Source organism: Synechococcus sp. HJ21-Hayes (assembly GCF_024345835.1).
Lineage (GTDB): Bacteria > Cyanobacteriota > Cyanobacteriia > PCC-6307 > Cyanobiaceae > Vulcanococcus.
Genome location: NZ_JAGQBW010000002.1, coordinates 216,498 through 237,195, shown reverse-complemented (window position 1 = coordinate 237,195; position 20,698 = coordinate 216,498). Strand labels below are relative to the sequence as shown.

General features: G+C 65.0%; 29 protein-coding genes and 1 pseudogene. 18 read left to right on the top strand and 12 right to left on the bottom strand.

The features are described from left to right. A pseudogene (locus tag KBZ14_RS03175) lies at positions 1-433 on the top strand (carotene isomerase); the annotation flags it as partial. On the opposite strand, the gene KBZ14_RS03170 reads toward KBZ14_RS03175, so the two are convergent. Continuing rightward, positions 426-1,616 (bottom strand): NAD(P)-binding protein, encoded by a 1,191-nt coding sequence (locus KBZ14_RS03170; protein ID WP_255116847.1) that lies wholly within the window; start codon positions 1,614-1,616, stop codon positions 426-428. The pseudogene KBZ14_RS03175 and the gene KBZ14_RS03170 sit on opposite strands and share 8 nt — an antisense overlap. Next, complete coding sequence (locus KBZ14_RS03165) at positions 1,609-2,289, bottom strand: class I SAM-dependent methyltransferase (protein WP_399210372.1); 681 nt, start codon at positions 2,287-2,289, stop codon at positions 1,609-1,611. The genes KBZ14_RS03170 and KBZ14_RS03165 overlap by 8 nt, the downstream gene beginning before the upstream one ends. 226 nt (positions 2,290-2,515) lie before the next feature. On the opposite strand from KBZ14_RS03165, the gene KBZ14_RS03160 reads away from it, so the two are divergent. Beyond that, positions 2,516-2,653, top strand: coding sequence for a ribbon-helix-helix domain-containing protein (locus KBZ14_RS03160; RefSeq protein WP_255116846.1), 138 nt, complete (start codon positions 2,516-2,518; stop codon positions 2,651-2,653). A 55-nt stretch (positions 2,654-2,708) separates the two neighbouring features. On the opposite strand, the gene KBZ14_RS03155 is transcribed toward KBZ14_RS03160, so the two are convergent. Further along, positions 2,709-3,353 (bottom strand): response regulator transcription factor, encoded by a 645-nt coding sequence (locus KBZ14_RS03155; RefSeq protein ID WP_255116845.1) that lies wholly within the window; start codon positions 3,351-3,353, stop codon positions 2,709-2,711. A gap of 369 nt (positions 3,354-3,722) precedes the next feature. Between KBZ14_RS03155 and KBZ14_RS03150 the strand changes: the two genes are divergently transcribed. Next, positions 3,723-4,580, top strand: a complete 858-nt coding sequence (locus tag KBZ14_RS03150; RefSeq protein WP_255116844.1) for an ABC transporter substrate-binding protein — start codon at positions 3,723-3,725, stop codon at positions 4,578-4,580. On the opposite strand, the gene KBZ14_RS03145 is transcribed toward KBZ14_RS03150, so the two are convergent. Further along, a complete protein-coding gene (locus KBZ14_RS03145) occupies positions 4,530-5,444 on the bottom strand; it encodes a sensor histidine kinase (RefSeq protein ID WP_255116843.1) in 915 nt (304 codons plus the stop codon). The genes KBZ14_RS03150 and KBZ14_RS03145 overlap by 51 nt on opposite strands. 342 nt (positions 5,445-5,786) lie before the next feature. Here KBZ14_RS03145 and KBZ14_RS03140 point away from each other — a divergent pair, with 342 nt between their 5' ends. From KBZ14_RS03140 to KBZ14_RS03110, 7 genes are all read left to right on the top strand, one after another. Further along, entirely contained in the window at positions 5,787-6,074 is a 288-nt protein-coding gene (locus KBZ14_RS03140) for a hypothetical protein (protein WP_255116842.1), read from the top strand. Positions 6,075-6,119: 45 nt separating this feature from the next. Continuing rightward, complete coding sequence (locus KBZ14_RS03135; protein ID WP_255116841.1) at positions 6,120-6,617, top strand: hypothetical protein; 498 nt, start codon at positions 6,120-6,122, stop codon at positions 6,615-6,617. Further along, complete coding sequence (locus KBZ14_RS03130) at positions 6,614-8,017, top strand: MFS transporter (RefSeq protein WP_255116840.1); 1,404 nt, start codon at positions 6,614-6,616, stop codon at positions 8,015-8,017. Before KBZ14_RS03135 ends, KBZ14_RS03130 begins: the two co-directional genes overlap by 4 nt. 60 nt (positions 8,018-8,077) lie before the next feature. Continuing rightward, positions 8,078-8,347: a hypothetical protein gene (locus KBZ14_RS03125; RefSeq protein ID WP_255116839.1), complete on the top strand. Its 270-nt coding sequence runs from the start codon at positions 8,078-8,080 to the stop codon at positions 8,345-8,347. Next, complete coding sequence (thiD, locus tag KBZ14_RS03120; protein WP_255116838.1) at positions 8,344-9,132, top strand: bifunctional hydroxymethylpyrimidine kinase/phosphomethylpyrimidine kinase; 789 nt, start codon at positions 8,344-8,346, stop codon at positions 9,130-9,132. The genes KBZ14_RS03125 and thiD overlap by 4 nt, the downstream gene beginning before the upstream one ends. 3 nt (positions 9,133-9,135) lie before the next feature. Beyond that, positions 9,136-9,531, top strand: a complete 396-nt coding sequence (locus tag KBZ14_RS03115) for a DUF8680 family protein (RefSeq protein WP_255116837.1) — start codon at positions 9,136-9,138, stop codon at positions 9,529-9,531. Positions 9,532-9,633: 102 nt separating this feature from the next. Next, positions 9,634-11,247: a B12-binding domain-containing radical SAM protein gene (locus tag KBZ14_RS03110; protein WP_255116836.1), complete on the top strand. Its 1,614-nt coding sequence runs from the start codon at positions 9,634-9,636 to the stop codon at positions 11,245-11,247. Positions 11,248-11,263: 16 nt separating this feature from the next. Here KBZ14_RS03110 and KBZ14_RS03105 read toward each other — a convergent pair whose 3' ends face one another. Next, positions 11,264-11,479, bottom strand: a complete 216-nt coding sequence (locus KBZ14_RS03105; protein ID WP_255116835.1) for a Nif11-like leader peptide family natural product precursor — start codon at positions 11,477-11,479, stop codon at positions 11,264-11,266. Positions 11,480-11,531: 52 nt separating this feature from the next. Between KBZ14_RS03105 and KBZ14_RS03100 the strand changes: the two genes are divergently transcribed. The 3 genes from KBZ14_RS03100 to KBZ14_RS03090 are packed head-to-tail and all read left to right on the top strand — an operon-like array spanning position 11,532 to position 12,789. Then, positions 11,532-12,221, top strand: a complete 690-nt coding sequence (locus KBZ14_RS03100) for an AhpC/TSA family protein (protein ID WP_255116834.1) — start codon at positions 11,532-11,534, stop codon at positions 12,219-12,221. Positions 12,222-12,223: 2 nt separating this feature from the next. Then, complete coding sequence (locus tag KBZ14_RS03095; RefSeq protein ID WP_255116833.1) at positions 12,224-12,382, top strand: hypothetical protein; 159 nt, start codon at positions 12,224-12,226, stop codon at positions 12,380-12,382. Continuing rightward, positions 12,379-12,789, top strand: coding sequence for a DUF1499 domain-containing protein (locus KBZ14_RS03090; RefSeq protein WP_255116832.1), 411 nt, complete (start codon positions 12,379-12,381; stop codon positions 12,787-12,789). Before KBZ14_RS03095 ends, KBZ14_RS03090 begins: the two co-directional genes overlap by 4 nt. Before the next feature lie 9 nt (positions 12,790-12,798). On the opposite strand, the gene KBZ14_RS03085 is transcribed toward KBZ14_RS03090, so the two are convergent. Then, positions 12,799-13,188, bottom strand: coding sequence for a DUF8671 domain-containing protein (locus KBZ14_RS03085; RefSeq protein WP_255116831.1), 390 nt, complete (start codon positions 13,186-13,188; stop codon positions 12,799-12,801). A 17-nt stretch (positions 13,189-13,205) separates the two neighbouring features. Between KBZ14_RS03085 and KBZ14_RS03080 the strand changes: the two genes are divergently transcribed. Continuing rightward, positions 13,206-13,592 (top strand): DCC1-like thiol-disulfide oxidoreductase family protein, encoded by a 387-nt coding sequence (locus tag KBZ14_RS03080; RefSeq protein ID WP_255116830.1) that lies wholly within the window; start codon positions 13,206-13,208, stop codon positions 13,590-13,592. A 21-nt stretch (positions 13,593-13,613) separates the two neighbouring features. Here KBZ14_RS03080 and cpcB read toward each other — a convergent pair whose 3' ends face one another. Then, a complete protein-coding gene (gene cpcB / locus KBZ14_RS03075; protein ID WP_255116829.1) occupies positions 13,614-14,132 on the bottom strand; it encodes a C-phycocyanin subunit beta in 519 nt (172 codons plus the stop codon). A gap of 66 nt (positions 14,133-14,198) precedes the next feature. Between cpcB and KBZ14_RS03070 the strand changes: the two genes are divergently transcribed. The 3 genes from KBZ14_RS03070 to KBZ14_RS03060 are packed head-to-tail and all read left to right on the top strand — an operon-like array spanning position 14,199 to position 16,167. Further along, positions 14,199-14,600 (top strand): hypothetical protein, encoded by a 402-nt coding sequence (locus KBZ14_RS03070; protein WP_255116828.1) that lies wholly within the window; start codon positions 14,199-14,201, stop codon positions 14,598-14,600. Between the two features lie 2 nt (positions 14,601-14,602). Further along, positions 14,603-15,058, top strand: a complete 456-nt coding sequence (locus tag KBZ14_RS03065; RefSeq protein WP_255116827.1) for a hypothetical protein — start codon at positions 14,603-14,605, stop codon at positions 15,056-15,058. Positions 15,059-15,114: 56 nt separating this feature from the next. Beyond that, entirely contained in the window at positions 15,115-16,167 is a 1,053-nt protein-coding gene (locus tag KBZ14_RS03060) for a methyltransferase domain-containing protein (RefSeq protein WP_255116826.1), read from the top strand. A 12-nt stretch (positions 16,168-16,179) separates the two neighbouring features. Here the strand turns inward: KBZ14_RS03060 and KBZ14_RS03055 are convergent, their stop codons facing one another. The 4 genes from KBZ14_RS03055 to KBZ14_RS03040 form a co-directional block, all read right to left on the bottom strand. Further along, positions 16,180-17,394, bottom strand: a complete 1,215-nt coding sequence (locus KBZ14_RS03055) for a mechanosensitive ion channel family protein (protein WP_255116825.1) — start codon at positions 17,392-17,394, stop codon at positions 16,180-16,182. Further along, positions 17,391-18,644 carry an ABC transporter substrate-binding protein gene (locus KBZ14_RS03050; protein ID WP_255116824.1) on the bottom strand — a complete coding sequence of 418 codons (1,254 nt, stop codon included), beginning with the start codon at positions 18,642-18,644 and terminating at the stop codon, positions 17,391-17,393. The genes KBZ14_RS03055 and KBZ14_RS03050 overlap by 4 nt, the downstream gene beginning before the upstream one ends. A 106-nt stretch (positions 18,645-18,750) precedes the next feature. Continuing rightward, entirely contained in the window at positions 18,751-19,398 is a 648-nt protein-coding gene (locus KBZ14_RS03045; RefSeq protein WP_255116823.1) for an NAD(P)H-dependent oxidoreductase, read from the bottom strand. 32 nt (positions 19,399-19,430) lie between these two features. Beyond that, positions 19,431-19,658: a hypothetical protein gene (locus KBZ14_RS03040; protein ID WP_255116822.1), complete on the bottom strand. Its 228-nt coding sequence runs from the start codon at positions 19,656-19,658 to the stop codon at positions 19,431-19,433. 319 nt (positions 19,659-19,977) lie between these two features. On the opposite strand from KBZ14_RS03040, the gene KBZ14_RS03035 reads away from it, so the two are divergent. Further along, on the top strand, positions 19,978-20,145 hold the full coding sequence (locus tag KBZ14_RS03035; protein WP_255116821.1) for a hypothetical protein: 168 nt from the start codon (positions 19,978-19,980) through the stop codon (positions 20,143-20,145). A gap of 200 nt (positions 20,146-20,345) precedes the next feature. Here the strand turns inward: KBZ14_RS03035 and KBZ14_RS03030 are convergent, their stop codons facing one another. Beyond that, a complete protein-coding gene (locus KBZ14_RS03030) occupies positions 20,346-20,537 on the bottom strand; it encodes a hypothetical protein (RefSeq protein ID WP_255116820.1) in 192 nt (63 codons plus the stop codon). Positions 20,538-20,698 lie beyond the last annotated feature (161 nt).

Below are 20,698 nucleotides of genomic sequence, written 5' to 3'. Positions count from 1 at the left end.
GGGCCACCGGGGGTTGCCCCCCCCCCCCCCCGCCAATGAACCCTGGGCCCTGTGGCGGGATCTCGAGCCCGGCACCCCCGCCTACGAGGCCCTCAAGGCGGAGCGTTGCGGCCTGTTCCAGCAGGTGTTTGCCCAGGTGGTGCCCGATCTGGCGGAGCGCCTCGTACTCGAACTGCGGGGCACCCCCAAGACCCACCGCCGCTACCTGCGGGTGCACCAGGGGAGCTATGGCCCTGCATTAGGGGCGGATCAGTCGCCCTTTCCGGCGGGAACCACGCCGATTGAGGGGTTGCAGCTCTGTGGGGCCGGCACGTTCCCGGGGATTGGCGTGCCGCCTGTGGCGGTGAGTGGGGCCATGGCCGCCCATAGCTTCGTGCCGGTGGCCCGCCACAAGGCGCTGCTGGACGAGCTGGATTTGCGGGTGCTCAGCTGAGCTCGCTGCCCAGGTGCAGCAGCAGTTGGCCCGCCAGGGCCTCGGCGCTGCGCAGGGCCCCTTCGACCCGCCCGAAACCCGGCCCGGCGATGGCGTCGCCGCAGAAGCCGATCTGGCTGGCGGCGCAGAGGCTGAGCTCTGGGGGTAATCCCGGCGGCTGGGGGAAGGCGGCGCCCCAGCGCATCAGCTGGCGATCGGCCCCGGCCGTTGGCAGCCCCAGGGCAGCCTGCAGGGCCTGCTCCAGGGTGTCCATCGCGGCGTCTTCGGCCTGGGGATTGGCATGTGCCCCCAGCAGCTGGGCCGCTGAGGAACGGGATCCGTAGATCCCCTGGGCCTCGGCAGCGAAGCTGGTGCTGGATTCCGCCACCACGGCGCAGCGTCCGTCCTCTAGCGGCTGGATCGACACGCGCCGCAGGCCCCAGCGGGCCTGGGCGGCGGGGTTGCATTGCAGCAGTTGAAAGGGTTGGGCTCGCCAGGGACCGGCGCTCTCCGCCGGCAGGGTCAACAGCAGATTGCTGCTGGCCTGGGAGTCGATGGCCGCCAGGGCGGCACAGGCCCGCTGCAGCTGCGGGTCGCTGGCCTGGGCCGCGGCAGCCTGCAGGGGCACCTCCGGCCAGCCGAACAGGGCCGGACCCCGGGGGTGGGCCAGCAGCGTGCCACTCAGCACCAGCCAGTGGCACTCCAGTAACAGCTCGTCGTTGTTGCCCAGCAAGCGCCAGCCGCCACCGGGCAGGGGCTGCAGCTGCCGCACCAGGGCACCGCTGTGCAGGGTGGCTTCCGTGGCGATCTGCAACAGGCCGCAGCAGAGCTGCTCCATGCCGCCATGACCGCGATAGAGGCTGCCATCGCTGAAGCCATCGCCGATGGCGCTACCGATGCGGCCCTCGCCATCGAGGCAGCAGATGGTTCCGCTCCAGGGCTCGAGCCAGCCCCCCTCCCGCAGGGGCTGCAGCAGGGCCGGTGGCGTGGAACCCGTGCAGTTGAACAGGGGAGCACCGTGATTGATGTGCAGGCCGGCATCGCGGCGGGAGCGGCGGGTGGCGGCACGGCCACCGGGGCCCCGGCCCGCTTCGAGCAGATGTACCGAACCGCTCCAACCCAGCCGGCGCAGCTGGGCCGCCAGGGCGCACCCCCCTACGCCGGCACCGATCACGGCTAGCTCAGCCACCGCCCCCTCAGCCATGGCCCCGGCCGGCTGGTTTGCGGGCGATCACGGCAAAGAAGGGATCGCCCTTGCCGCCGATCCAGCCCAGGGGCCCGGCGGCCGTGGTGTCCTCGCTGAGCAGTTGATCCAGCTCCCAGCCTTGGCAGAGCAGCACCTTGGCCACGCCGCTGAGGCGATCTCGGTCGCTGCCCTCCAGCCAGGCCTGGGGTGCCTTGGTGGCGAACATGCGGTTGGAGAAGGCCACGATCAGTTGGCCGCCCGGCCGCAGCACCCGCAGCAACTCCACCGCTACGGCTTCGGGCTGCTGCAGGTACTGCCAGCCCGCCACGATCAGGGCGGCATCCACGCTGCTGGGCTCGAGGGGCAGGGTTTGCTCCTCATTGAGGTTCTGAACCCAGTGGCGGCTGAGGCGGGGATTCGCCTCCAGTTCCGCGGCGTTCATGCCATGGCCAAGCACCGCGTGGAAGCTGAGGTCGGGGGGCAGATGGCTCACCCAGCTGCTCATCAGATCCAGCACCGTTGTGCCTGGTGCCAGGCGTTCCCGGTAGAGGGCCGTGAGCCGCTGGCGAAAGGCCCCATCCAGGTGCTGCACAAAGCGGGGCTGGGCGTAGAAGAGGGCGTCGCTGGATTCATCCAGTTTGCGGCGCTGCTCAGGGCTGAGCACCGGCACGGCCAGGGGTGGGGGTGCCAAGGGAAGCCGGCAAGGGATCACCATGCTGGGTTCCCGGCTCTCTCAGTGCGATGGCTGCCTGGTCACCCGTGATGGCCACCGCATCACTCTCGAGAGGGAACCCAGTTCACCCTCAGGGGTGAATGCCTCTGAGACGACTCAGATCAGCATCAGAAGGCCTTCAACCCATGCCTCGAGGCTCTGCATGATCTACCCCGTGTCGACCACTACGTCTCGATTTGAGCTCATGCAGCGCTCCCCCATGCGCCTGAGCGTCACCGTGCCCTATCGCCTCTATCAGATGCTCCATGAGCGCTCCGATCTGGAGGGCCGCAGTATGAGCAATCTGGCGGCCTACATGTTGGAGCAGGGATTGAGTCGCTGAAGTGGCAGTACCAGCTGGAGTTCATGGAGCGCCTCGCTTGAACTCCAGCTTCGGCTCAATCAGCCTGGCGATCCTGGGATCTCGGGCTCGCAACCCTCACGAATCCCTCCTGGAGCGCCACCACCAGGGCTTGTGTTCGGTCCTTGGCGTGGAGCTTCACCAGGATGGTTTTCACGTGGGACTTGATCGTTTCCGGTGACAGAAATAGGGCCTCTGCGATTTCTGCATTGGTTTGACCACCTGCTATCAGGTTCAGCACCTCCTGCTCGCGGCTGCTGAGGGGGTTCTCAGGGTTGTTGTCTGGTGTGATGCGAGTAGCTCCGCGCCGGGCAATGGAGCGAATGCGCGCCACCAGCTCATCAAAACTGAAGGGCTTGATCAGATAGTCATCCAGTCCAAGGTTGAGGGCGTTGACGCGATCTTCCAGGCGGTCGTGCCCCGAAAGCATGAGGGTTGGGATATCGAATCCGTTGCGGCGTAGTCGTTTATAAATTTCGAGGCCTGAGAAGTCGGGTAGGTCCCAGTCCAGAATCAAGACATCAATGGCAGGCGCGTGGTGGTTGTCTGCCCGATCCTGGTGCAGGCGTTGGAGGCAGTCGGACCCGTTGGCGGCGGTTTCAGTGCTGAAGCCCTCGCTCTCCAGCTCCAGGGCCAGGCACTGGGCCAGCTGCTCGTTGTCGTCGACAATGAGCAGGTGCATGAGCCGCTCGAATCTGGATGATGGGTTCAGATTAGGGCGGAGTTGTTGCAGTTTGGGGGTGCATGTTGCGCATGGCGGCCGCTTGCGGTTGTTGCATGGCGGACTTGTATGGGTATTGGCCCTATTAGGCTATGTGAATCTTTTAAGATTCTTGTAGCTGATTGGCGAAGTTCTGGTGCTTGCCGATAATCTCTACCCCCCCCTCGCTCCGTTATCCGTCTGTTGAGGTGCTGGCCGTCGCTGCTCCGTTGGCAATTGGCGCTGCTGTTGGCGTTGTTTGCTGCCGGCGGCGTAGGTGTCGGTGCCTGGATGGAGTCCCGGCGCAGGCCTGTGGTGGTGCCTGTGTCGTCCTGGCCGGGTTATGAGTACATGTCCCTGGCTGCCCACCAGGGGTTGGATCGCGCGCAAGGAATCCGAATTGAACCTCGCCGCTACCGCGACTCCCAGCTGATCGTTCAAGATCTGGCCTGGGGGCGGCTGCAGGTGGCCCAGCTCACCACGGTGGAGCTGGTGGATCTCTGCGCCCGCTTGCCGCAGCGCTGCCCGGTGGTGGTGCTGGTGGTGAATGCGTCCCATGGTGCCGATCAGTTACTGCTGGCCGCCGATGTTCCCAACCTGGCGGCACTGAAGGGTCAGGTTGTGGCGGTGAGCCCCAGCACCCTGGGGCCGTTTCTGGTGCAGCAGGCCCTGGAGCGCGTTGGCTTGCGGCTGAGTGATGTAACCCTACGGAATGTGGCCCTTGAAGCCATGCCTGCTGGGTTTGCCCGAGGGGCAATCCAGGCGGCGGCGATGTATCCCCCCTTCAGTGCCTGGGCCCTGCGCACTGGCAAGGCCAGGGTTGCGTTTGACAGCAGCGCCATCCCGGGCCAGATCCTGGATGTGTTGGTGGTGGATCGCAGCTTCCTGGCCTCGAATCCAGCTGTGGTGGCCCGCTTGCTGCGCGCCTGGCACGCGGCCCATGCGTATGCCCGGCGCGAGCCGCGCACTGCCCATGCCTGGTTGGCGGCCCGGCAGGGGTTGTCGCTGGCTGAGTTTGGGTCCGTCCAGCGCGGCCTGGTTTATCAACCACTGCAGGAGCAGGTGACGCTGTTGGCCCCGGGTGGTGCCATGGAGCAGAACCTGCGGGCCGTGCAACGGGTGCAGGCCCGTGTGGGGTTGGTGCCGGTGAACCAGGCGCTACCGCCGGTTTCCAATGGCCCCCTGCGCCAGGCCCTGCAGCGGCCCTGAGGGGCTGGGCCAATGGCGCTGCAGCACGATGGTGAAGCGCGTGCCGTGGAGGGGCTCGCTCCACACCTGCACCGAGCCGCCCATCGCCTCCACCAAGGCCTTCACCACCGGCAGCCCCAGGCCCGTGCCCTCGATCCCCCCGGTGTTGCTGCCTCGAAAGAACGGCTCGAAGATGTGCTCCTGATCCGAGGCTGAAATGCCAATGCCCCGATCCTCGATGCTGATGGCCAGCTGATTCCACCTGGCCCTGAGATCAACCCGGATGGGCTGTTGGTGGGTGGAATACTTCTGGGCGTTGCCAATTAAATTGACCACCACCTGCTCCAGCTGATCCTGGTGGCCCAAGGCCCACCAGGCCCTGGACTCATGTGTGGTGCTGGCTTCCCTGTTCAGTTCGATGGGATGGGGGCTGGCATGGCGGATGCTCTCGATCGTGGTGTCCAGTAGGGCTGCCACATTGATGGGTTCCAGGGCTTGTTGGTTGATGGCGTCGCCAGCTTTGAACATCGAGAGAAGGTCGTTCACTATGTGCTCCATGCGAACGAGCTCGCGTCGTTGAATCTTGAGGGTGTCGCGATGGTTGGCAGCAGACTCACCGAGTTCCCTTGCTAATCGCCTGTTGCAGAGGTTCAGGATCATCAGTGGCCCCCGCAGCTCATGGCTCACGGAGTGGGTGAAGGTTCGCTGTTGTGAAAGGCTGCTCTCGAGGCGAGCTAGTAGGCTGTTGAGTGCTGTGGTGAGATCTCCCACCTCCTTGGAGCTTGTGGTGGTGGGGAGTTTCAGGTGATCTGTACTTCTGGTGTTAATTGTGGCGGCGGCTGAGGAGAGTTGCTGGAGCGGCTGAATGATCCGTCGTGTGAGCATTGAAGAAGTCAGGAGGCTCAGGCTGATGCAGCCGAGGAGTGTGATGATCGAAGAGTTGAGAAGGTCTTGCTGAAACCTGATGTGCTCTGTGATGTCTTGAGCGACCCAGAGTGAGGCGAAGTAACTGAGTTGCCTGTGGTTAAAAACGGCATACTCTCTGCTCTCGATCTTCGCGCGTTCGTCGAGGCTCTGTTTCAGTTGGCTTGTGTCGGCTATCCAATTGCTACTTGGTCGCGGCTGTGTATAGGCTTTGCGGATGGTTGTTAGAGTTTGCTGCTCAATTTGATTGTTTCCTTTCTCGGGTAGGATCGTGTCCCCATCTGCTGTGTTAATCCAGTAGGCGTGGTCGTGGCTGCCGAGCTCTTTCAGGATGCGACCAAGTGCTGCTCGTCGTTGCTGGATTGGCAGTCTTTTGGTGTTGTCGTAGATCTGTTGGATTCTTGCGCTGTCTTGTTTGATTTGCTCTTCGTGGTGGCGCAGAATGTTGTCGCGATTGCTGTTGAGGCTGCTCGCCGTGGCCACCGTGAGGGCGATCAGCACCGAGGCCGCTTGGCTGAGGCGCAACTGACAGCCAATGGTGTTGAGGCATCGCTGCGGCATGCTGCTGGTGCTCGGGTTCTGCCCTGTTGAGACTAAAACTGAGCAGGATGTTGCTCCTTTGGTCGTGGTGTCTTAATGGTGTTGCCTGATCCCAGCGGGTCCCAGTTGCTGGCCCTCGAACTGGCCGCCCGCCGGAACGGCACGGGGGTGGAACCCTCCGCTCTGCTGGGCGTCTGGCGGCTCGATCAGGTGTGGCCCAAGGGCAGCAGTGTGCCCTCGGCCTTCAGTGGGGTGCTGTTGCGGGGGGTGGGGGCACGGCTCGAGATTTCAGCTCCTGCTGCCGGTTCCGAGGCTTTGCAGCTCTGCAATGCCGTGAACCTGGGCGCCCTGGAACTCCGCTTCACCGGCAGCGGCCACCTGCGCGGCCGAAGGCCGTTGCTGGAGTTCAGCTTCGAGCGGTTGGAGCTCAGGCTCGCCGGCCGGCTCTTGTTGCAGCGGGTTCTGCCCCAGCCCCAGCCACGTCGCCTGCCCTTCTTTGCCCTGATCGCCCGCGATCCGGCCGGCTGGCTGGCGGCTCGCGGCCGTGGTGGCGGGCTCGCCCTCTGGCGCTGGGCTGGAGCCGCCGAACCTTGAACCAGCGGAGTGTTCAGGCCCATATCGAGGGCTCGCCCCTGTCGTCGATGCAGTGGCTGGTGTGGGCCCTGGCCACCGCCGGCAAGTTCTTTGAGGGCTTGATCGTGTTCATGGGGGGCATTGCCCTGCCCCTGGTGAGTGAACAGTTCCAGCTCACCGCCCTGGATCGGGGTCTGGTCACGGCGGCCCCTCTCGTGGGGATCCTGATCGGGGCCCTGGGGCTTGGGGGGCTGGCCGATCGCCTCGGCCGCAGGCCGGTGTTCATCGCCGAGATGCTGCTGCTGGTGGTGGGCCTGGTGGCGGCAGCCCTCAGCCCCAACGGCGCCTGCTTTGCGGCCAGCCTCGGCGTTGTGGGGCTGGCCCTCGGGGCCGACTATCCCGCTGCCCATCTGGTGATTTCCGAGAGTATCCCCGTGGCGATGCGCGGCCGGCTGGTGCTGGGGGCCTTCAGTTGCCAGGCTCTGGGGGCCGTGTTGGGCACCGCGTTGGCGGCGCAGCTGCTGGGCCTGCGCCCGGAGCTGGGCACCTGGCGCCTCTTTTATCTGTTGCCCGTATGGCCGGTGCTGCTGGTGGCCTTGGGACGCCTGTTCCTGCCGGAGAGCAGCCCCTGGCTGTTGAGCCGCGGCGATCTGCAGGGGGCGGAGCGGCAGTTGGCGCGGCTGCTTAACCGTTCGGAGCTGAGCCTGGAGCCTGCGGCGCCCATGCCGCCGCCTGAGCCTGAGGCTCCCTGGCGCCAACTGTTCCAGCCCAGGCTGCGGCGCGCCACCACCCTCAGTGCCGTGCCGTGGTTTCTGCAGGATGTTTCCACCTACGGCATTGGCCTGTTCACGCCTTTGATCATGGCGGCGGCGTTCGGCCTGGGCTCCCCGGATGCCAGCGAAGCCGCCCTGATTCACAACGATCTGCTGGCCGCCCGTGGCACTGCTCTGATCAACCTGGCTTTTCTGGTGGGGATTGGCGTGGCGATGGGGCTGGCGGATCGCTGGGGCCGCATTCCGCTGCAGATCCTGGGCTTTGCCGGTTGTGCCGCGGGCCTGCTGCTGGCCGCTGCCGGGGCTAGCCCCAGCCACCAGCAGCTGCCCCTGATCGTGGCGGGCTTTGTGCTGTTCCAGTTCATGACCAACCTGGGTCCCAACGCCCAGACTTACCTGCTGGCCGGCGAGGTGTTTCCCACGCCCCTGCGGGGCTTCGGTGCCGGCCTTGCCGCCGCCGCCGGCAAGCTCGGGGCCGTGTTGGCGGCGTTTGGGTTCCCCCTGTTCCTGGCCCACTGGGGGCTGCACAGGTTGCTGCCGCTGCTCGCGCTCTGCTCGCTGTTGGGGGCTGCCGTTACCTGGTACTGCCGGATCGAAACCAAGGGGCTGGATCTCAACTCCTTGCACCCGGCCCCGCCCACGGGCTGATCGACGGCCGGCGTTGGCCTGGGCTCGCCAACATGGGCCTACCTGCGAGTTGCATGCGCCATGGCCTGTCCCCACTGCGGCAGCTGGTCCGTACGGGCCGATCGCAGCCTGGCTGGCCGCATGGTATGCGGCCGCTGCGGCACGCCCCTGCAGGGGGTGCAGTCCCGCGGCGGTCGCGGCCCGGTTCGCGCCAGGCCCCGGGTGCGCCTGGGCTGGCTGGTGCTGGCGGTGGTGGGCACGGCCGCAGCCCTGGCGGCGGTGGGGCCAGGATCCCGCCAGCCCCTGCCCAGCAGCTGGCCGCCGCCGCAACCTGCCTTGCCCCAGTTATGACGCCAGCCATTGCCCTCACCATTGGCGGCAGCGATTCCGGCGGTGGTGCCGGCATTCAGGCCGACCTCAAGACCTTTCTGGCGCTGCAGGTGCATGGCTGCTCCGCGATCACCTGCATCACCGCCCAGAACACCTGTGGGGTGAGCCGGGTGGATGCCGTGGCAGCGGCGGCCCTCACAGCCCAGTGCGCGGCGGTGTGCTCCGATCTGCCCGTGGCGGCCCTCAAGACTGGGATGCTGCTCAACCGCTCCCTGATTGAGGCCACCGCCGAAGTGCTCCAGGGCCTGGCTATCCCAAAACTGATTGATCCGGTGATGGTGTCCCGCGCTGGTGCGGTGCTGCTGGAGCCCCAGGCCATCGAGGGCTACCGCCAGCTGCTGCTGCCCCTGGCGGAGCTGATCACCCCCAACATCCACGAGGCCCAGTTGCTCAGTGGCCGCTCCATTGCCGATGCGGATGACGTGGAGCAGGCCGCAGCGGCCCTGGTGGATCTGGGGGTGGCGGCGGTGCTGATCAAGGGTGGTGGCCTGTCTGGCCTGCAGGGCAGCGATTACCTGCGCACGGGCGAGCGGGGCCAGTGGTTGCGCTCCCCTGCCGTGGATACACCCCACACCCATGGCAGTGGTTGCACCCTGGCGGCGGCGATCACGGCTCACCGCGCCCGCGGCCTGGAGTTGCTGCCGGCGGTGCAGGCGGCCAAGGGCTATGTGGATGGCGGGCTGCGCCACGCCCTGGCCATCGGGGCGGGTCAGGGGCCACTGTGCCATTGGCACCCGTTGCTCTGATCCATGGCTGACGCGCCCTATCTGATCTGTCTGGCCCTGCTGGAGCAGGGCGGCCAGCGGGCCCTGCCCATCAATGGCAAGTCGCAGCAGCAGCCCTTGGCCGAGGGGGCTGACCCCGGCGACGACGGCCGCACCCTGGCCCTGGAGTTGCTGGTGCGCCTCTGGCAGCGCAGTGATGAGCAGGGCGCCCTGTGCCGCAGTGCCGGCGACCAGAGCCTGCTGCTGGTGCAATTGCCCCAGGAGGTGATGCAGGAGCAACTTCCCCGCCTCAAGGCCCAGTGGATCGCCAGTGGCGACACCGCTGCCTTTCTCGATCAACTGCGGCAGCAGGCTGATGGCCTTTGGCGGTTAACGCTGGCCCGCTACGAGCCGCTGCGTTTCAGCCCCTTGGAGCCCTGAGGCAGCGGCGCCGCAGAGCAGCTGGGGATCCTCCCCCACGTTGAGCGGCCAGGGCCTGGATGGTCAGGGTCAGAGAGCCACCTCTCTGGGTTCTTGGCCGGCATGCGTGCCCTGTTGCTCTATCCGCAGTTCCCCAAGACCTACTGGAGTTTCCATGGGGTGCTGGAGCTGGTGGGGCGCCAGGTGTTGTTGCCGCCCCTCGGTTTGATCACGGTGGCGGCGTTGCTGCCGCAGCACTGGGAGCTCAAGCTGGTGGATTGCAACAGCCGCCCTGTGAGCCCGGAGGAGTGGGCCTGGGCGGATCTGGTGATCGCCTCAGCGATGTTGGTGCAGAAGCGGGATCTGCAGCACCAGATCCGCCTGGCCAAGGGCCACCAGTTGCCGGTGGCGGTGGGCGGCCCGTTCGCTACCTCCACACCCGATGCACCGGAACTGGAGCAGGTGGATTTCCTGGTGCTTGATGAAGGCGAACTCACCATCCCACTGTTTCTCGAGGCCCTGGCACGCGGAGATGCTCAGGGGCGCTTCAGCGCAGCTGGCGAGAAGCCGGATATCAGCTGTTCACCGGTGCCCCGCTTCGATCTGTTGGAGCGCGATCTTTACAGCATGATGGCGGTGCAGTTTTCTAGGGGGTGTCCCTTTCAATGTGAATTCTGCGACATCATTGTTCTCTACGGCCGTAAGCCCCGCACTAAGGAGCCGCAGCAATTGCTTGAGGAGCTTCGCGTGCTGTGGGAATTGGGCTGGCGTGGTGAGGTGCTGCTTGTTGATGACAATTTCATCGGCAATAAACGCAATGTGAAGTTCTTGCTGCCGCGGTTGCTTGTTTGGCAGCAGTCGCATGGTTTTCCCTTTTCCTTCATCACCGAGGCTTCTGTTGATCTGGCGGACGATGATGGGTTGATGCAGGCCATGGCCAACTGTGGCTTCCATCGTGTGTTCCTGGGCATTGAAACGCCCGATGAAGCGAGCCTGCAGGTGACGCAGAAATGGCAAAACACCCGTTCTTCCCTGGCCGAGGCGGTGGATCGCATCACCGCCCATGGCCTCGAGGTGATGGCCGGCTTCATCCTTGGCTTTGATGGGGAGAAGCCCGGAGCGGGCGAACGGATTGTGGCCTTTGTGGAGCAAACGGGCATTCCGCTGGCCATGGTTGGCATCCTGCAGGCGCTGCCCAATACGGCCCTCTGGCAGCGTCTGGCGAAGGAGCGGCGCCTACTGCAGCATCCCGATGGCTTCGATGAAGGGGTGCAGACCCACCTGCTGAATTTCATCCCATCGCGACCCATGCCCGAGATCGCAGACGAGTTTCTGCAGGCCTTTTCCGATCTCTATGCGCCGATTCCCTACCTGGAGCGGGTGTATCACTACAGCTGCAAACTCGCCCGCGGCAGGCCTCGAACCTTTCGCGCTGGTGGTCGCTCTGCGGGGCTATTGCGGGGCCTGTTAATCATCTGTTGGCGTCAGGGGGTGGTGCGTGAAACCCGCTGGCGGTTCTGGCTTCACCTGGTGCAGATTGCTCTGCAGCATCCCCAGGTGCTGAACGACTATCTCTGGTTGCTGATGCTCAACGAGCACTTCATCGATTATCAGGCCTGTGTGCGGGACCAGGTGGAGCAGCAGCTGCAGTATGTGGCGATGTCATCGGAGTCGTTGCAGTCAGAGTCATTGCAGTCGGGGCCGTTACCATCAGCTTCGGTGGCGGCGGCGAGATAGGAAGAATTGCTGCCGCCTAATTATATTCGCCTGGGATGTCATTCTTGCGCACGGTCACGCGGTCGAACTTTTGGCCGGAGGCCCGCAGCAACTCATCGCCGGAGAATTCAAAGCCGAGCTTGAGGGCGATCTGGGCCACGTCGTCGGCGGTGGCTGCAGCGAGAACCTGTTGTTTCAGGCCGGCGTCGCTCTGCATCCTGGCCAGAAACGCCTTGAGCTGCTCCCGTGACATGCACCCGTCTGCGTGTGGACTCAGTGTCTCAGTTGGTCGTTAACTGGCTGGCATGAACGCACCCGAACCGCTGCTGCAACGCCTGGCCCAGGTGCCAGGGATGGGGGCTGGCCGGCGGCGCCTTGTGCTGCTGTTCTCCCAGCTGGGTGACTTCGACAGCCTCGAGTACGCCCAGGCCTTCGCCCCGGTGCTGCCCCGGCTCGAGGCGGCCGGCATCGACACCCTGGCCATCGGGATCGGTGAGCTCCCCGGCCGTGATCGCTTCTGCGCCTTCACCGGATTTCCGGCTGACCGGCTGATGGTGGAGGCGGAGCCCCACCTGCACCGCGCCCTGGGGCTCTATGGCGGTCTGCAGACCCCGGGCGGGGCCTGGCCCGGGCTGCTGTTGATGTGCGCGGGGATCGGATCGCCGGGCACCCTCGCCGAAGTGCTGCGGGGCTACACGGGGGATCGCCAGGCCCCCCAGCGCCTGGCCAGTTCCCTGTTCGCCCTGGCCGGTGGCGAAGGCTTCCAGCGGCCCTTTGAGCTGGCCACCGTGCGCCTGCGCAACATGGCCGAAGTGCTGGCGAACTGGCGCACGTATGTGCCCCGCGACGACTTCCTCACCCAGCGGGGCGGCACCTTCCTGCTGGAGGCGGATGACACGCTGCTCTACAGCTATCGCGACCGCGGCATGCTCGGTTTCTCGGCCACCATGGCCAGGCCGCTCAGCTTTCTGGATCCCTATCTGGGAGCTCCTTAGCCATGGATCGACGTCATTGGTTGCTGCTGCTGGCTGCCCTGGCCTGTGTGGCCGGCCTGGTGCTCTGGATCGGCGAGATTGATCTGGGCATGGAGGAGTCGATCAGTCCGTCGCCAGCCACGGCCATACCAAGCTCTCCCTCCACGTCCCCCGGGCTATGACAACCGTTCTCCAGCACTGCTTGTTGGTGCTCACCCTGGCGCTGTTTCACTTCGTGGGGCCTGTGCCCGCCGACCTCGGCGTGCAGAACGGTTCCCTCGCCCCCTGCCCCGCTCCCGCCCACTGCGCCCGCGCCGATTGGCCAGTGGCTGATGCCCAGGCTGCCCTGCAGGCGCTGGTGCCGGTGGTCGCGGCGACACCCCGTACCGATGTGGTGAAGCAGATCGATAGCTACCTGCATGCCACGGCCACCAGTGCCCTGTTCGGCTTTGTGGACGATCTGGAGCTCTACGCCGACCAGGCCCACGGCGTGTTGCAGGCACGTTCCGTGTCGCGCCTCGGTGATTCCGATCTGGGGGTGAATGCCAAGCGGCTGGCCCAGCTCCAACAAGCCCTCACAGCGGGCTAGAGCTCTGCCTCATGGCAGGCGTTCGCAGACGTAATGCTCCACATCACTGCGGCGTTGCTGGAAGGTTGGGTGGTTGAGATCCTCGGCACTCCACCACCAGCGGCCATCGCTGTAGCTGGGCACGCCGGCGTTGTTGGTGCGGGGCAGCTGCAGGGTTACACCGCGCCACTGCAGCACGATGAAGGCCCCTGGCACTGTGCCGGCGCTCTGGTTGGGGATGCCGGTGGCATCCACGGCGCCGTTGTTGGCCAGGGCCACCAGCGGATCGCCATCACAGACAAACTGCTCGCCGCTGGGTTGGCGATCAGCCGAAGCAGGCCCCGGCAGGCCCACCAGCACCACCACCATCACCAGGCTGAGCAGCAGGCGGAGCATGGGCCGATCAGGATGGTTGGGCATGGCGCCGGCTACAGCTTGTGATCCTCGTCTACGACGGTGGCTGCCCCTTCTGCCGCGTTTTCGCCCTGCGGACTGAGTTGGCTGGCGGGATCGAGGGCCTGGAGATTCGGGATGGCCGTGCCGATCACGCCCTGTGCGCTGAACTGAAGAGGCAGGGGTTTGATCTGGCCAGGGGAGCGGTGCTGATCGATGGCCCGCGCACCCTGCACGGAGCGGAGGCGATTGCCTGCATCTGTAGCCGGATGAACCCCAGTGATCCCTTACTTGGCCTGTTGGGGCAGTTGTTTGCCGCGTCACCGCGGGCTCAGCGGCTCTACCCGCTGCTGCTCTGGGCTCGCCGTACGGCGCTCCAATGGAAAGGCCTGCCTGAAGACCCCGATCAAGCGGGGCTTCGGCAGGCCTGAAGATCTGGAGCTCAGCCTGGATCAGGCAACCGCGGCAGCAGCCCGGTCGAAGTAGGTGCCCACTTCGCTCATCAGGGCGGAGCAATCGCCTTGGGTGATGCCATTGCGGTCGTTGGCGATCGCAATGGCGGCATCCTTCATCTTGCGCACGCCTTCGGCCACGGACGCGCCAGGAACGCCCAGGGCCAGATAGGTTTCGCGCAGGCCATTCAGGCAACGATCTTCCAGCACCGAAGCGTCGCCAGTGAAGATCGCGTAAGTCACGTAGCGCAGGATGATCTCCATGTCTCGCAGGCAGGCAGCCATGCGGCGGTGGGTGTAGGCGTTGCCACCGGGGGCGATCAGGGCGGGCTGCTGGTCGAACAGGTCGCGGGCCGCGTTGGTCACGATGCGCGAGGCGTTGGAGGTGATGCGGTTCACCGTGTCCATGCGCTTGTTGCTCTCCGCCACCATGGCGGCCAGGGCATCGAGTTGGCCGGCGTTCAGGAATTCGCCGCGGGCGTCGGCTTGGGCTACCACTTTGGTGAAGGCGTCGAACATGGAGGAATGGAGTCTCAGGCTCAGAAATCTAAGAACCAGTTTCCGCGTAGCGCGAGCGCTGGACTCGTGGCGTTGCTCCTGACCGCCCTGCAGCCCGCCCGTGCGGAGTTGCCGCCGTGGGTCTACGCCGAGGAGCAACGCCGGGCGCCGCTGCGGCTGGAGTTGCAGGTGTTGCGGGCTGTGGCCAGGGGCGAGCAGCTCCAGGTGCGTGGTGTGGTGCTGGCGATTCACCGGCAGCGATCGCCGCTGCGCTTGCGCCCTGGCGACACCATCGAGCTGCGCTATCCCGTGGCTCCCCCGCGGCCCGGGGGCTGGGTTGGGCCCAGCCCGATCCCGCTGCTCCAGGCGGGCGAGCGCGTCAGCGCCTGGCTCACGCCCCTGCCGGGGCAGCCGGGGCTATGGGCGCCCGCGGCCGGTGGGCGTTCCTTTGGCCCCTCCCTTGAGGATGTGCAGGATCCCAATCGCTAACCGTGGACAACCTCAAGGCTCAACACCAGCAACTGGCCGAGGCCCATCGCCCGGTGCTGGCCATGGCCGGCCAGGGCTTGCTGCAGGACAGCTGCTGGACCCTGCAGTGCAACGCCGTGCTGCTCAGCCCGGGCAGCTCCCATCCCAGCCGCATCGTGTCCGTGGGGGAGCTCAGCCAGTGGCTCGAGCACTTGCCGCCCGAGCTGGATGCCTTTGTACGGCTGCGTCAGGGCGGCATGGCCCTGGAGCAGGCCAGAGCCCAGTGTTTGGCGGAGCAGGGCGAACCCTTCCGTGCCGCCTGGGAGCAGGTGCAGGATCGCCATCCCCTCGTGACCCACGACAACCTGGCCGAATTCGCGGCCCTGTCGCAGAAGGGGTTTGCGCGCACGCCCCGGGAGCTGTTGGTGGTGGTGCAGTGGCCCCAGCAGGCCACGGCGTTCTTGTTGCGGGCTGGGTAGCTCGTGCGTCCCTGCCCGATTCCTACAGTCCAGTCAGGACAGGGCTGGGATCGGTGATGCAGGAGCTGGTGCAGGCCTATTACGGCCAGGAGCTGCAGGGCACGGCTGATCTCAAAACCAGTGCCTGCTGCGATGCGGATGCCGTGCCGGCCTGGCTGAAGCCGCTGCTGGCCAAGGTGCATCCTGAGGTGAGCAGCCGCTACTACGGCTGTGGCCTGGTGTGCCCTCCCCTGCTGGAGGGCTGCCGCATCCTTGATCTGGGCAGTGGCTCAGGCCGCGATGTTTACCTGCTGGCCCAGTTGGTGGGAGCCAGCGGCGAGGTGGTGGGTGTGGACATGACCCCCGAGCAGTTGGCCGTGGCCCGCCAGTACCAGGCCTTCCACGCCGAGCAGTTCGGCACCGCCAATGTGCGCTTTCTGGAGGGCACGATCGAGTGCCTAGAGCAGCTGGACCTAGACCCCGGCAGCTTCGATGTGATCGTGAGCAACTGCGTGCTCAATCTCTCCACCGATAAGCCGGCGGTGCTGCGGGGGGTGCAGCGTCTGCTGAAGCCGGGCGGCGAGTTCTACTTTTCTGATGTCTACGCCGATCGACGCCTGCCCGAGGCGGTGCGTCGCCACCCGGTGCTCTACGGCGAATGCCTCGGCGGAGCCCTCTACTGGAACGATTTCCTGCGCCTGGCCCGCGCCGCCGGCTTCGCCGATCCGCGGCTGGTGAGTGATCGGCCGCTGGCCATCACCGAACCGGCCCTGGCGTCGCTGGTGGGCGAAGCCCGCTTCTTCTCCGCCACCTATCGCTTGTTCAACATCGCCGCGTTGGAGGATGCCTGTGAGGACCACGGCCAGGCGGTGATCTATCGGGGCACCATCCCTGAGTACCCCACGCTGCTGCCCTTCGATAAACACCACAGCATCGAGGCGGGCCGGGTGTTTCCGGTGTGTGGCAACACCTATCGGATGTTGCTGGAGAGCCGCTTCGCGCCCCATGTCGAGGCCATTGGCTCGTTTGATCACCACTACGGCCTGTTCGAGGGTTGCGGCAGCTCCATCCCGTTTGATGCGGCCAATGGCTCTGAAGCCACTGGGGGTGCTCCCGCCAGCTGCTGCTGAGCCTGCGTGGCATCAGGCCTGGTGGATCACCCGTTGGGGGAAGGGCATCTCGATGCCTGCCTGCTCAAACGCCTGCCAGATGGCGCGGTTCACATCACTGCAGATTCCCACGTTGTTCATCGGATTCTCAATCCAGAAGCGCAGGGCGTACTGGATAGAGGACTCGTCGTAACTGAGCATCAGCGCTTTGGGGGCTGGGTTCTGCAGCACCCGCGGCGTGCTGCGGGCTGTGGCTTCCAGCAGGGCTATCACTGCATCCGGGTGGTGGCGATAGGCGGCCCCCACCAGCACCTGGCTGCGGCGCATGCGATCGCTGCCCGTATAGGTGGTGGTGGTCATGGTGAAAAAGGTCTGATTGGGGATCACCAGCTCGGCGTTGTCGCGGTCGCGCCAGAGCAGCGCCGCCCGCAGACCCAGGCTGCGCACCTCGCAGGGATCGCCATCGATGAACAGCACTTCCCCGGGGCGCACCGATCCCTCGAACAGCAGCCACAGGCCACTCACGAAGTTGGAGAACACCTCCTTGATGCCGAACCCCAGGCCCACTGAGAGACCCCCGGCGATGGCCAGGATCGCCGTGGGGTTGAAGCCCACATGATCCAGGGCCCAGAGGATGCCAATTCCCACCACCACGTAGCGGATCATCAGGGCCAGGGCACGTCGGCTGCCATCACTCATGCCCAGGGCCTCCTGGGCCAGCCAGGCCAGTCCCTGGGCGGGAGGGCTTGAGCCGATCACCAGCAGGTACACAAACAGGGCTGCCTCAAACAGATTGCCCAGATTCACGGGGGTGGAAAACCACTCCCCCAGCTGAATCACGGCCAGGTCTTGAATGTTGTCCACCAGGTTGAGCAGGATCAGCCCTGCCATCAGGACGTAGACGGGCTTGATCAGGCGTGTCTCCAGCAGGTGGAGGCTGGCGGGCGCGATCACCCGTTCGAGTGGCTTGTGCAGAAGATTGAGCCCCAACCAGCCCAGCAGCAACATCGAGAGCACGAAGGCCAGCCCGCAGGGTTGGCCCAGGGCCGCCAAGGTGCCGATGGCTGCGGCCACAAGCACCCCGATCACCAGCGGCATCCAGCGTTTCCATCTCTGGTTGAGGGCACGGAGGCGATCCAGTTGCCAGCCCGCGAGGGCCGGGAGCAGCACCACCAGCAGCTGCAGCACTACATTCGGGCGCTGTAGATAACCCAGCCAACCCACAATCTGATCAACGAGCTGAATCATTTCCCTATTCCATCGCCGAGCTTCTTGATCAGTGCATCGGTGGCTTGATCTGGGCTGATCTCCCCGAACACCAGTCGCATCATCAACTGCGTGATTTGCCGTCGCCGTTGATCGTGAGGTGGAATCAGCTTCACGATCTCTTCGCTGACTTGCCCCTGCTGCTCTGAGGTCACCATGGCCTCCAGCACGGCGGAGCTGGCCACGGGCGGTGGCACGTGGCGATTCACCGGCAGCTGGTTCTGGATGGAGATGGTGAGGCTTCGTTGAATCAGCGGGTTCACAGTGAACGTGGCGAAGGCCTCAGCAATGCGGCGCTGATTAGCACTGGAGTTCACGCCAAAGGCCCACACCCGCTCCCGGGTGATCGGCGTGGCGGGTCCGGCAAAGTCTCCCGGTAGTGGAGCCACGGCCAGCCGTTGTCCCAACTTCTGGCGCAGCCGCACCAGCGTGTTGCTGTGGCAGGGAATCCAATCGAGCCGGCCCTGCATCAGGCCCTGCACCAGGTCTTCTTCTAGTCCGTAGTAGTTGATGTGCTGCAGCAGATTGGCAGTTTGGATCCACTTCAGCCAGTAGCGAATCTGCCGGTGTTGCGCTGGGGTGACGGGTTGGCCCAAGGCCACGGCCTTCAAGGCCGGCGCGGCCCCGAGGGGGCCAGCCGTCCAGTAGAGACCGCCGTAATCCAGGGAGAAGCCAATCTCGATGCCGGTTTCCGCCAGTTCCAGCAGGCTCTGCAGGGTGCTCGGACTCTGGGCCAGGCGTGCCTGGTTGAAGCAGGCAATCTGCGGCTCCAGCAGCAGCGGTAAACCGGCGACGGAGCCGTTGTTCAAGCGCAGCCGACCAAAGCTGGCAGGCTCAATCTGATCGGTGGTGCTCTGGGGAAACCGCATGGGCCGCACTACGCCAGCCCGAGCCAGGATGTGGGCGGTCATCCCATCGAGAAAGATCAGATCGGGTCCTAGCCCCGTGGCGTTGCGCCTGGCGATGGCTTGCTGCAGGTCACCTTCGCTGAACACATTGATCTCCGCCTCCACCTCCGGGTGCAGGGCCTGGAAACTCTTGATCAGTTGTTTGGTCTGGCTGATGCGCTCCTGGATCACCGTGGGGCTGAGTCGATCGCTGTAGGAGGCTCCGATCGCCACAAAGATCCTGCCCCGGAGGGCATCGCGGCTGCTGGTGCTGCAGCCGCTCAACAACCAGCCCAGGAGCCCCAATCCCAAGGCCAGGTGCCGCGCTGATCGAAGGGCCTGCATCGCTGTTACCAGAAGCCCTTCGCGTTCAGCCAGAGGCCAAGAGCCAGCAGTGGCACGAAGAAGGCCGCGGCGATCTGCAGCTTCACGGTCAGCGCCGGGCGCGTCATCAGCGGTGCTCAATCAGATCAGAACTGGCATAGCGCACTTTGGCGAGGCTGGCGTACTTGTCATCGCTGCTGCGATAGCCGCAGGCACACACCACACAACTCTGGTAAGCGCTGGTCTCCAGCTTAAGGATTCTGTCGTATTCGGCCGGGGTAAAGCCCTCAATGGCGCAGGTGTCCACCTCCAGCAGGGCGGCGGCGGTCATCAGGTTGCCCAGGGCGATGTACACCTGATTGGAAGCCCACTTAGCAATCGCTTGGCTACGGGGGCCATCGATCAGATCCACCTGGATCATGTTCCGGTAGCCGTCGAGGGCACTGCTCTCCAATCCTCTTGCCGTGGCCATGGACTGGATCAGCCGATCGGCATCGCTGGGCGTGATGCTGCGCTTGTTCAGCATCACCACCAGATGGGAGCATTCGGTGATCTGCGACTGGTTCCAGGAGTGGGGCCGCAGCTCCGCTCGGATGACGGGATCAGTGATCACCAGGAACTTCCAGGGTTGCAGGCCGTAGGAGGAGGCGGTTAAGCGCATGCACTCCTCCAGGCTGGCCCAGGTGTCTGAGGGGATTGGCCTGGCCGGGTCGAACAGCTTGGTGGCGTAGCGCCACCGGAGTGCGTGGAGCAGCGATTCGCTGGACAGGGCCATGGGCAGACCGACCGTGACGTGCCTTCAGCTTCTCATCGCAACTCCTCCTGCTGCCCTAAGGCTGTGGAGCGCAGCCGCCAGCTCCCGTCGCCATCGGGCTCGATGGTCATCCGCTGGTCGCCGGCCTGGAGATCACCTCCATCGCTGAGGCCCTTGAGGTAGCCCGCCAAGAACCAGAGGGTCATGGGTGCTGTCTGGCCGGCCAGCAGGTCGTCCAGGGTGTCGGCGTTGATGCCGATCTCCCAGTTGGTGTTCTCCATGGGGCTCCCTCGCGTGGTGCCATCAGCCTGTGCCACGAACCCCCCGCCAGTCCCCGCTTGAGGCGAGGCTGCGGCATCACCGCGGTAGTCGCCCGCGCCGTTTGCGCTGGCCGCTTCGGTTGGGTTTTAACAGTCAACGTCGCGTTGATTGGTCATGTCTAAGCCGTTGACAGGGTGGCGGATCTGGTCTGCATTTCATTCTTTTTGATGGCCTATCGACGTGGCAAAACGTCTTGCTGCTGTTCTGCTTTTCTGCCGCAGCAGTGGCCGGTGAAATGGCACCCCAATTTGTATGATAAGTTTCATATTGGTGGTCGCAATGAGGAGACTGACTGTTCAGGTCAAGGACGAGACCCATCGGGCCCTGAAAATGCTGAGCCTGATGGAAGACAAGCCGTTTGGCCGTGTTGTTGTCGATGCGATTGAGAGCTACCTCAAGCAGCGTGGCGCCTACGAGTTCGACATCGTCAGCAAGACCGATCGCTGAGTGGCTATTGGTGGCCCTCTGCACAAAAGCCCCGGCTAGCCGGGGCGGGGGGTGTGAGGAATGGTGCAACCCATGCAGGTGCCCATTGCCGCCGGCTTGGATCAGTCAGGTGCTGATGGCCGTCACCTGACCTCGGCGGTATTCCATCTCTAGCTGCATCTGGGCTGATTGGCTACAGGTGGCTCACGATGGGGCCCAGATCAGTCGTGTTCGGTTTCAGCATGCATTGCCCAGATGGCGGCGTAGATCGGTTGGATCTGGCCTTCCAGGAGGTCGAGAAATTCAGGTGTGCATTCGCCGCTGCTCGACTGCTTGAGGTAGCTGTTCAGCATCTGCTGGAGAACCGCGATGCGATCGGCGTAGCAGGTGGTCGTAACCGGAATCGCATTCATTCCAGAGGCATCACGATGAAAGACTCATCCCATCACCTACGTCTGCTGTAACCCGGGCGAGCAGCTCATCTGCGGCGCATGGGTGGCAATGGCGTTCGGAGTGAGGGGGGCAGCGCACCACCCCCCTACCCGTTGTCCAGCCGAAGTTGGGCAGACGGGCG

Excerpts from the sequence above, each read along its gene's own strand:
- KBZ14_RS03170 (WP_255116847.1), bottom strand. The coding sequence starts at position 1,616 with ATGGCTGAGGGGGCGGTGGCTGAGCTAGCCGTGATCGGTGCCGGCGTA.
- KBZ14_RS03160 (WP_255116846.1), top strand. The coding sequence starts at position 2,516 with ATGCAGCGCTCCCCCATGCGCCTGAGCGTCACCGTGCCCTATCGCCTC.
- KBZ14_RS03155 (WP_255116845.1), bottom strand. The coding sequence starts at position 3,353 with ATGCACCTGCTCATTGTCGACGACAACGAGCAGCTGGCCCAGTGCCTG.
- KBZ14_RS03150 (WP_255116844.1), top strand. The coding sequence starts at position 3,723 with ATGTCCCTGGCTGCCCACCAGGGGTTGGATCGCGCGCAAGGAATCCGA.
- KBZ14_RS03145 (WP_255116843.1), bottom strand. The coding sequence starts at position 5,444 with ATGCTCACACGACGGATCATTCAGCCGCTCCAGCAACTCTCCTCAGCC.
- KBZ14_RS03135 (WP_255116841.1), top strand. The coding sequence starts at position 6,120 with ATGGTGTTGCCTGATCCCAGCGGGTCCCAGTTGCTGGCCCTCGAACTG.
- KBZ14_RS03125 (WP_255116839.1), top strand. The coding sequence starts at position 8,078 with ATGGCCTGTCCCCACTGCGGCAGCTGGTCCGTACGGGCCGATCGCAGC.
- thiD (WP_255116838.1), top strand. The coding sequence starts at position 8,344 with ATGACGCCAGCCATTGCCCTCACCATTGGCGGCAGCGATTCCGGCGGT.
- KBZ14_RS03115 (WP_255116837.1), top strand. The coding sequence starts at position 9,136 with ATGGCTGACGCGCCCTATCTGATCTGTCTGGCCCTGCTGGAGCAGGGC.
- KBZ14_RS03110 (WP_255116836.1), top strand. The coding sequence starts at position 9,634 with ATGCGTGCCCTGTTGCTCTATCCGCAGTTCCCCAAGACCTACTGGAGT.
- KBZ14_RS03105 (WP_255116835.1), bottom strand. The coding sequence starts at position 11,479 with ATGTCACGGGAGCAGCTCAAGGCGTTTCTGGCCAGGATGCAGAGCGAC.
- KBZ14_RS03100 (WP_255116834.1), top strand. The coding sequence starts at position 11,532 with ATGAACGCACCCGAACCGCTGCTGCAACGCCTGGCCCAGGTGCCAGGG.
- KBZ14_RS03095 (WP_255116833.1), top strand. The coding sequence starts at position 12,224 with ATGGATCGACGTCATTGGTTGCTGCTGCTGGCTGCCCTGGCCTGTGTG.
- KBZ14_RS03090 (WP_255116832.1), top strand. The coding sequence starts at position 12,379 with ATGACAACCGTTCTCCAGCACTGCTTGTTGGTGCTCACCCTGGCGCTG.
- KBZ14_RS03085 (WP_255116831.1), bottom strand. The coding sequence starts at position 13,188 with ATGCCCAACCATCCTGATCGGCCCATGCTCCGCCTGCTGCTCAGCCTG.
- cpcB (WP_255116829.1), bottom strand. The coding sequence starts at position 14,132 with ATGTTCGACGCCTTCACCAAAGTGGTAGCCCAAGCCGACGCCCGCGGC.
- KBZ14_RS03060 (WP_255116826.1), top strand. The coding sequence starts at position 15,115 with ATGCAGGAGCTGGTGCAGGCCTATTACGGCCAGGAGCTGCAGGGCACG.
- KBZ14_RS03055 (WP_255116825.1), bottom strand. The coding sequence starts at position 17,394 with ATGATTCAGCTCGTTGATCAGATTGTGGGTTGGCTGGGTTATCTACAG.
- KBZ14_RS03050 (WP_255116824.1), bottom strand. The coding sequence starts at position 18,644 with ATGCAGGCCCTTCGATCAGCGCGGCACCTGGCCTTGGGATTGGGGCTC.
- KBZ14_RS03045 (WP_255116823.1), bottom strand. The coding sequence starts at position 19,398 with ATGGCCCTGTCCAGCGAATCGCTGCTCCACGCACTCCGGTGGCGCTAC.
- KBZ14_RS03040 (WP_255116822.1), bottom strand. The coding sequence starts at position 19,658 with ATGGAGAACACCAACTGGGAGATCGGCATCAACGCCGACACCCTGGAC.
- KBZ14_RS03035 (WP_255116821.1), top strand. The coding sequence starts at position 19,978 with ATGAGGAGACTGACTGTTCAGGTCAAGGACGAGACCCATCGGGCCCTG.
- KBZ14_RS03030 (WP_255116820.1), bottom strand. The coding sequence starts at position 20,537 with ATGAATGCGATTCCGGTTACGACCACCTGCTACGCCGATCGCATCGCG.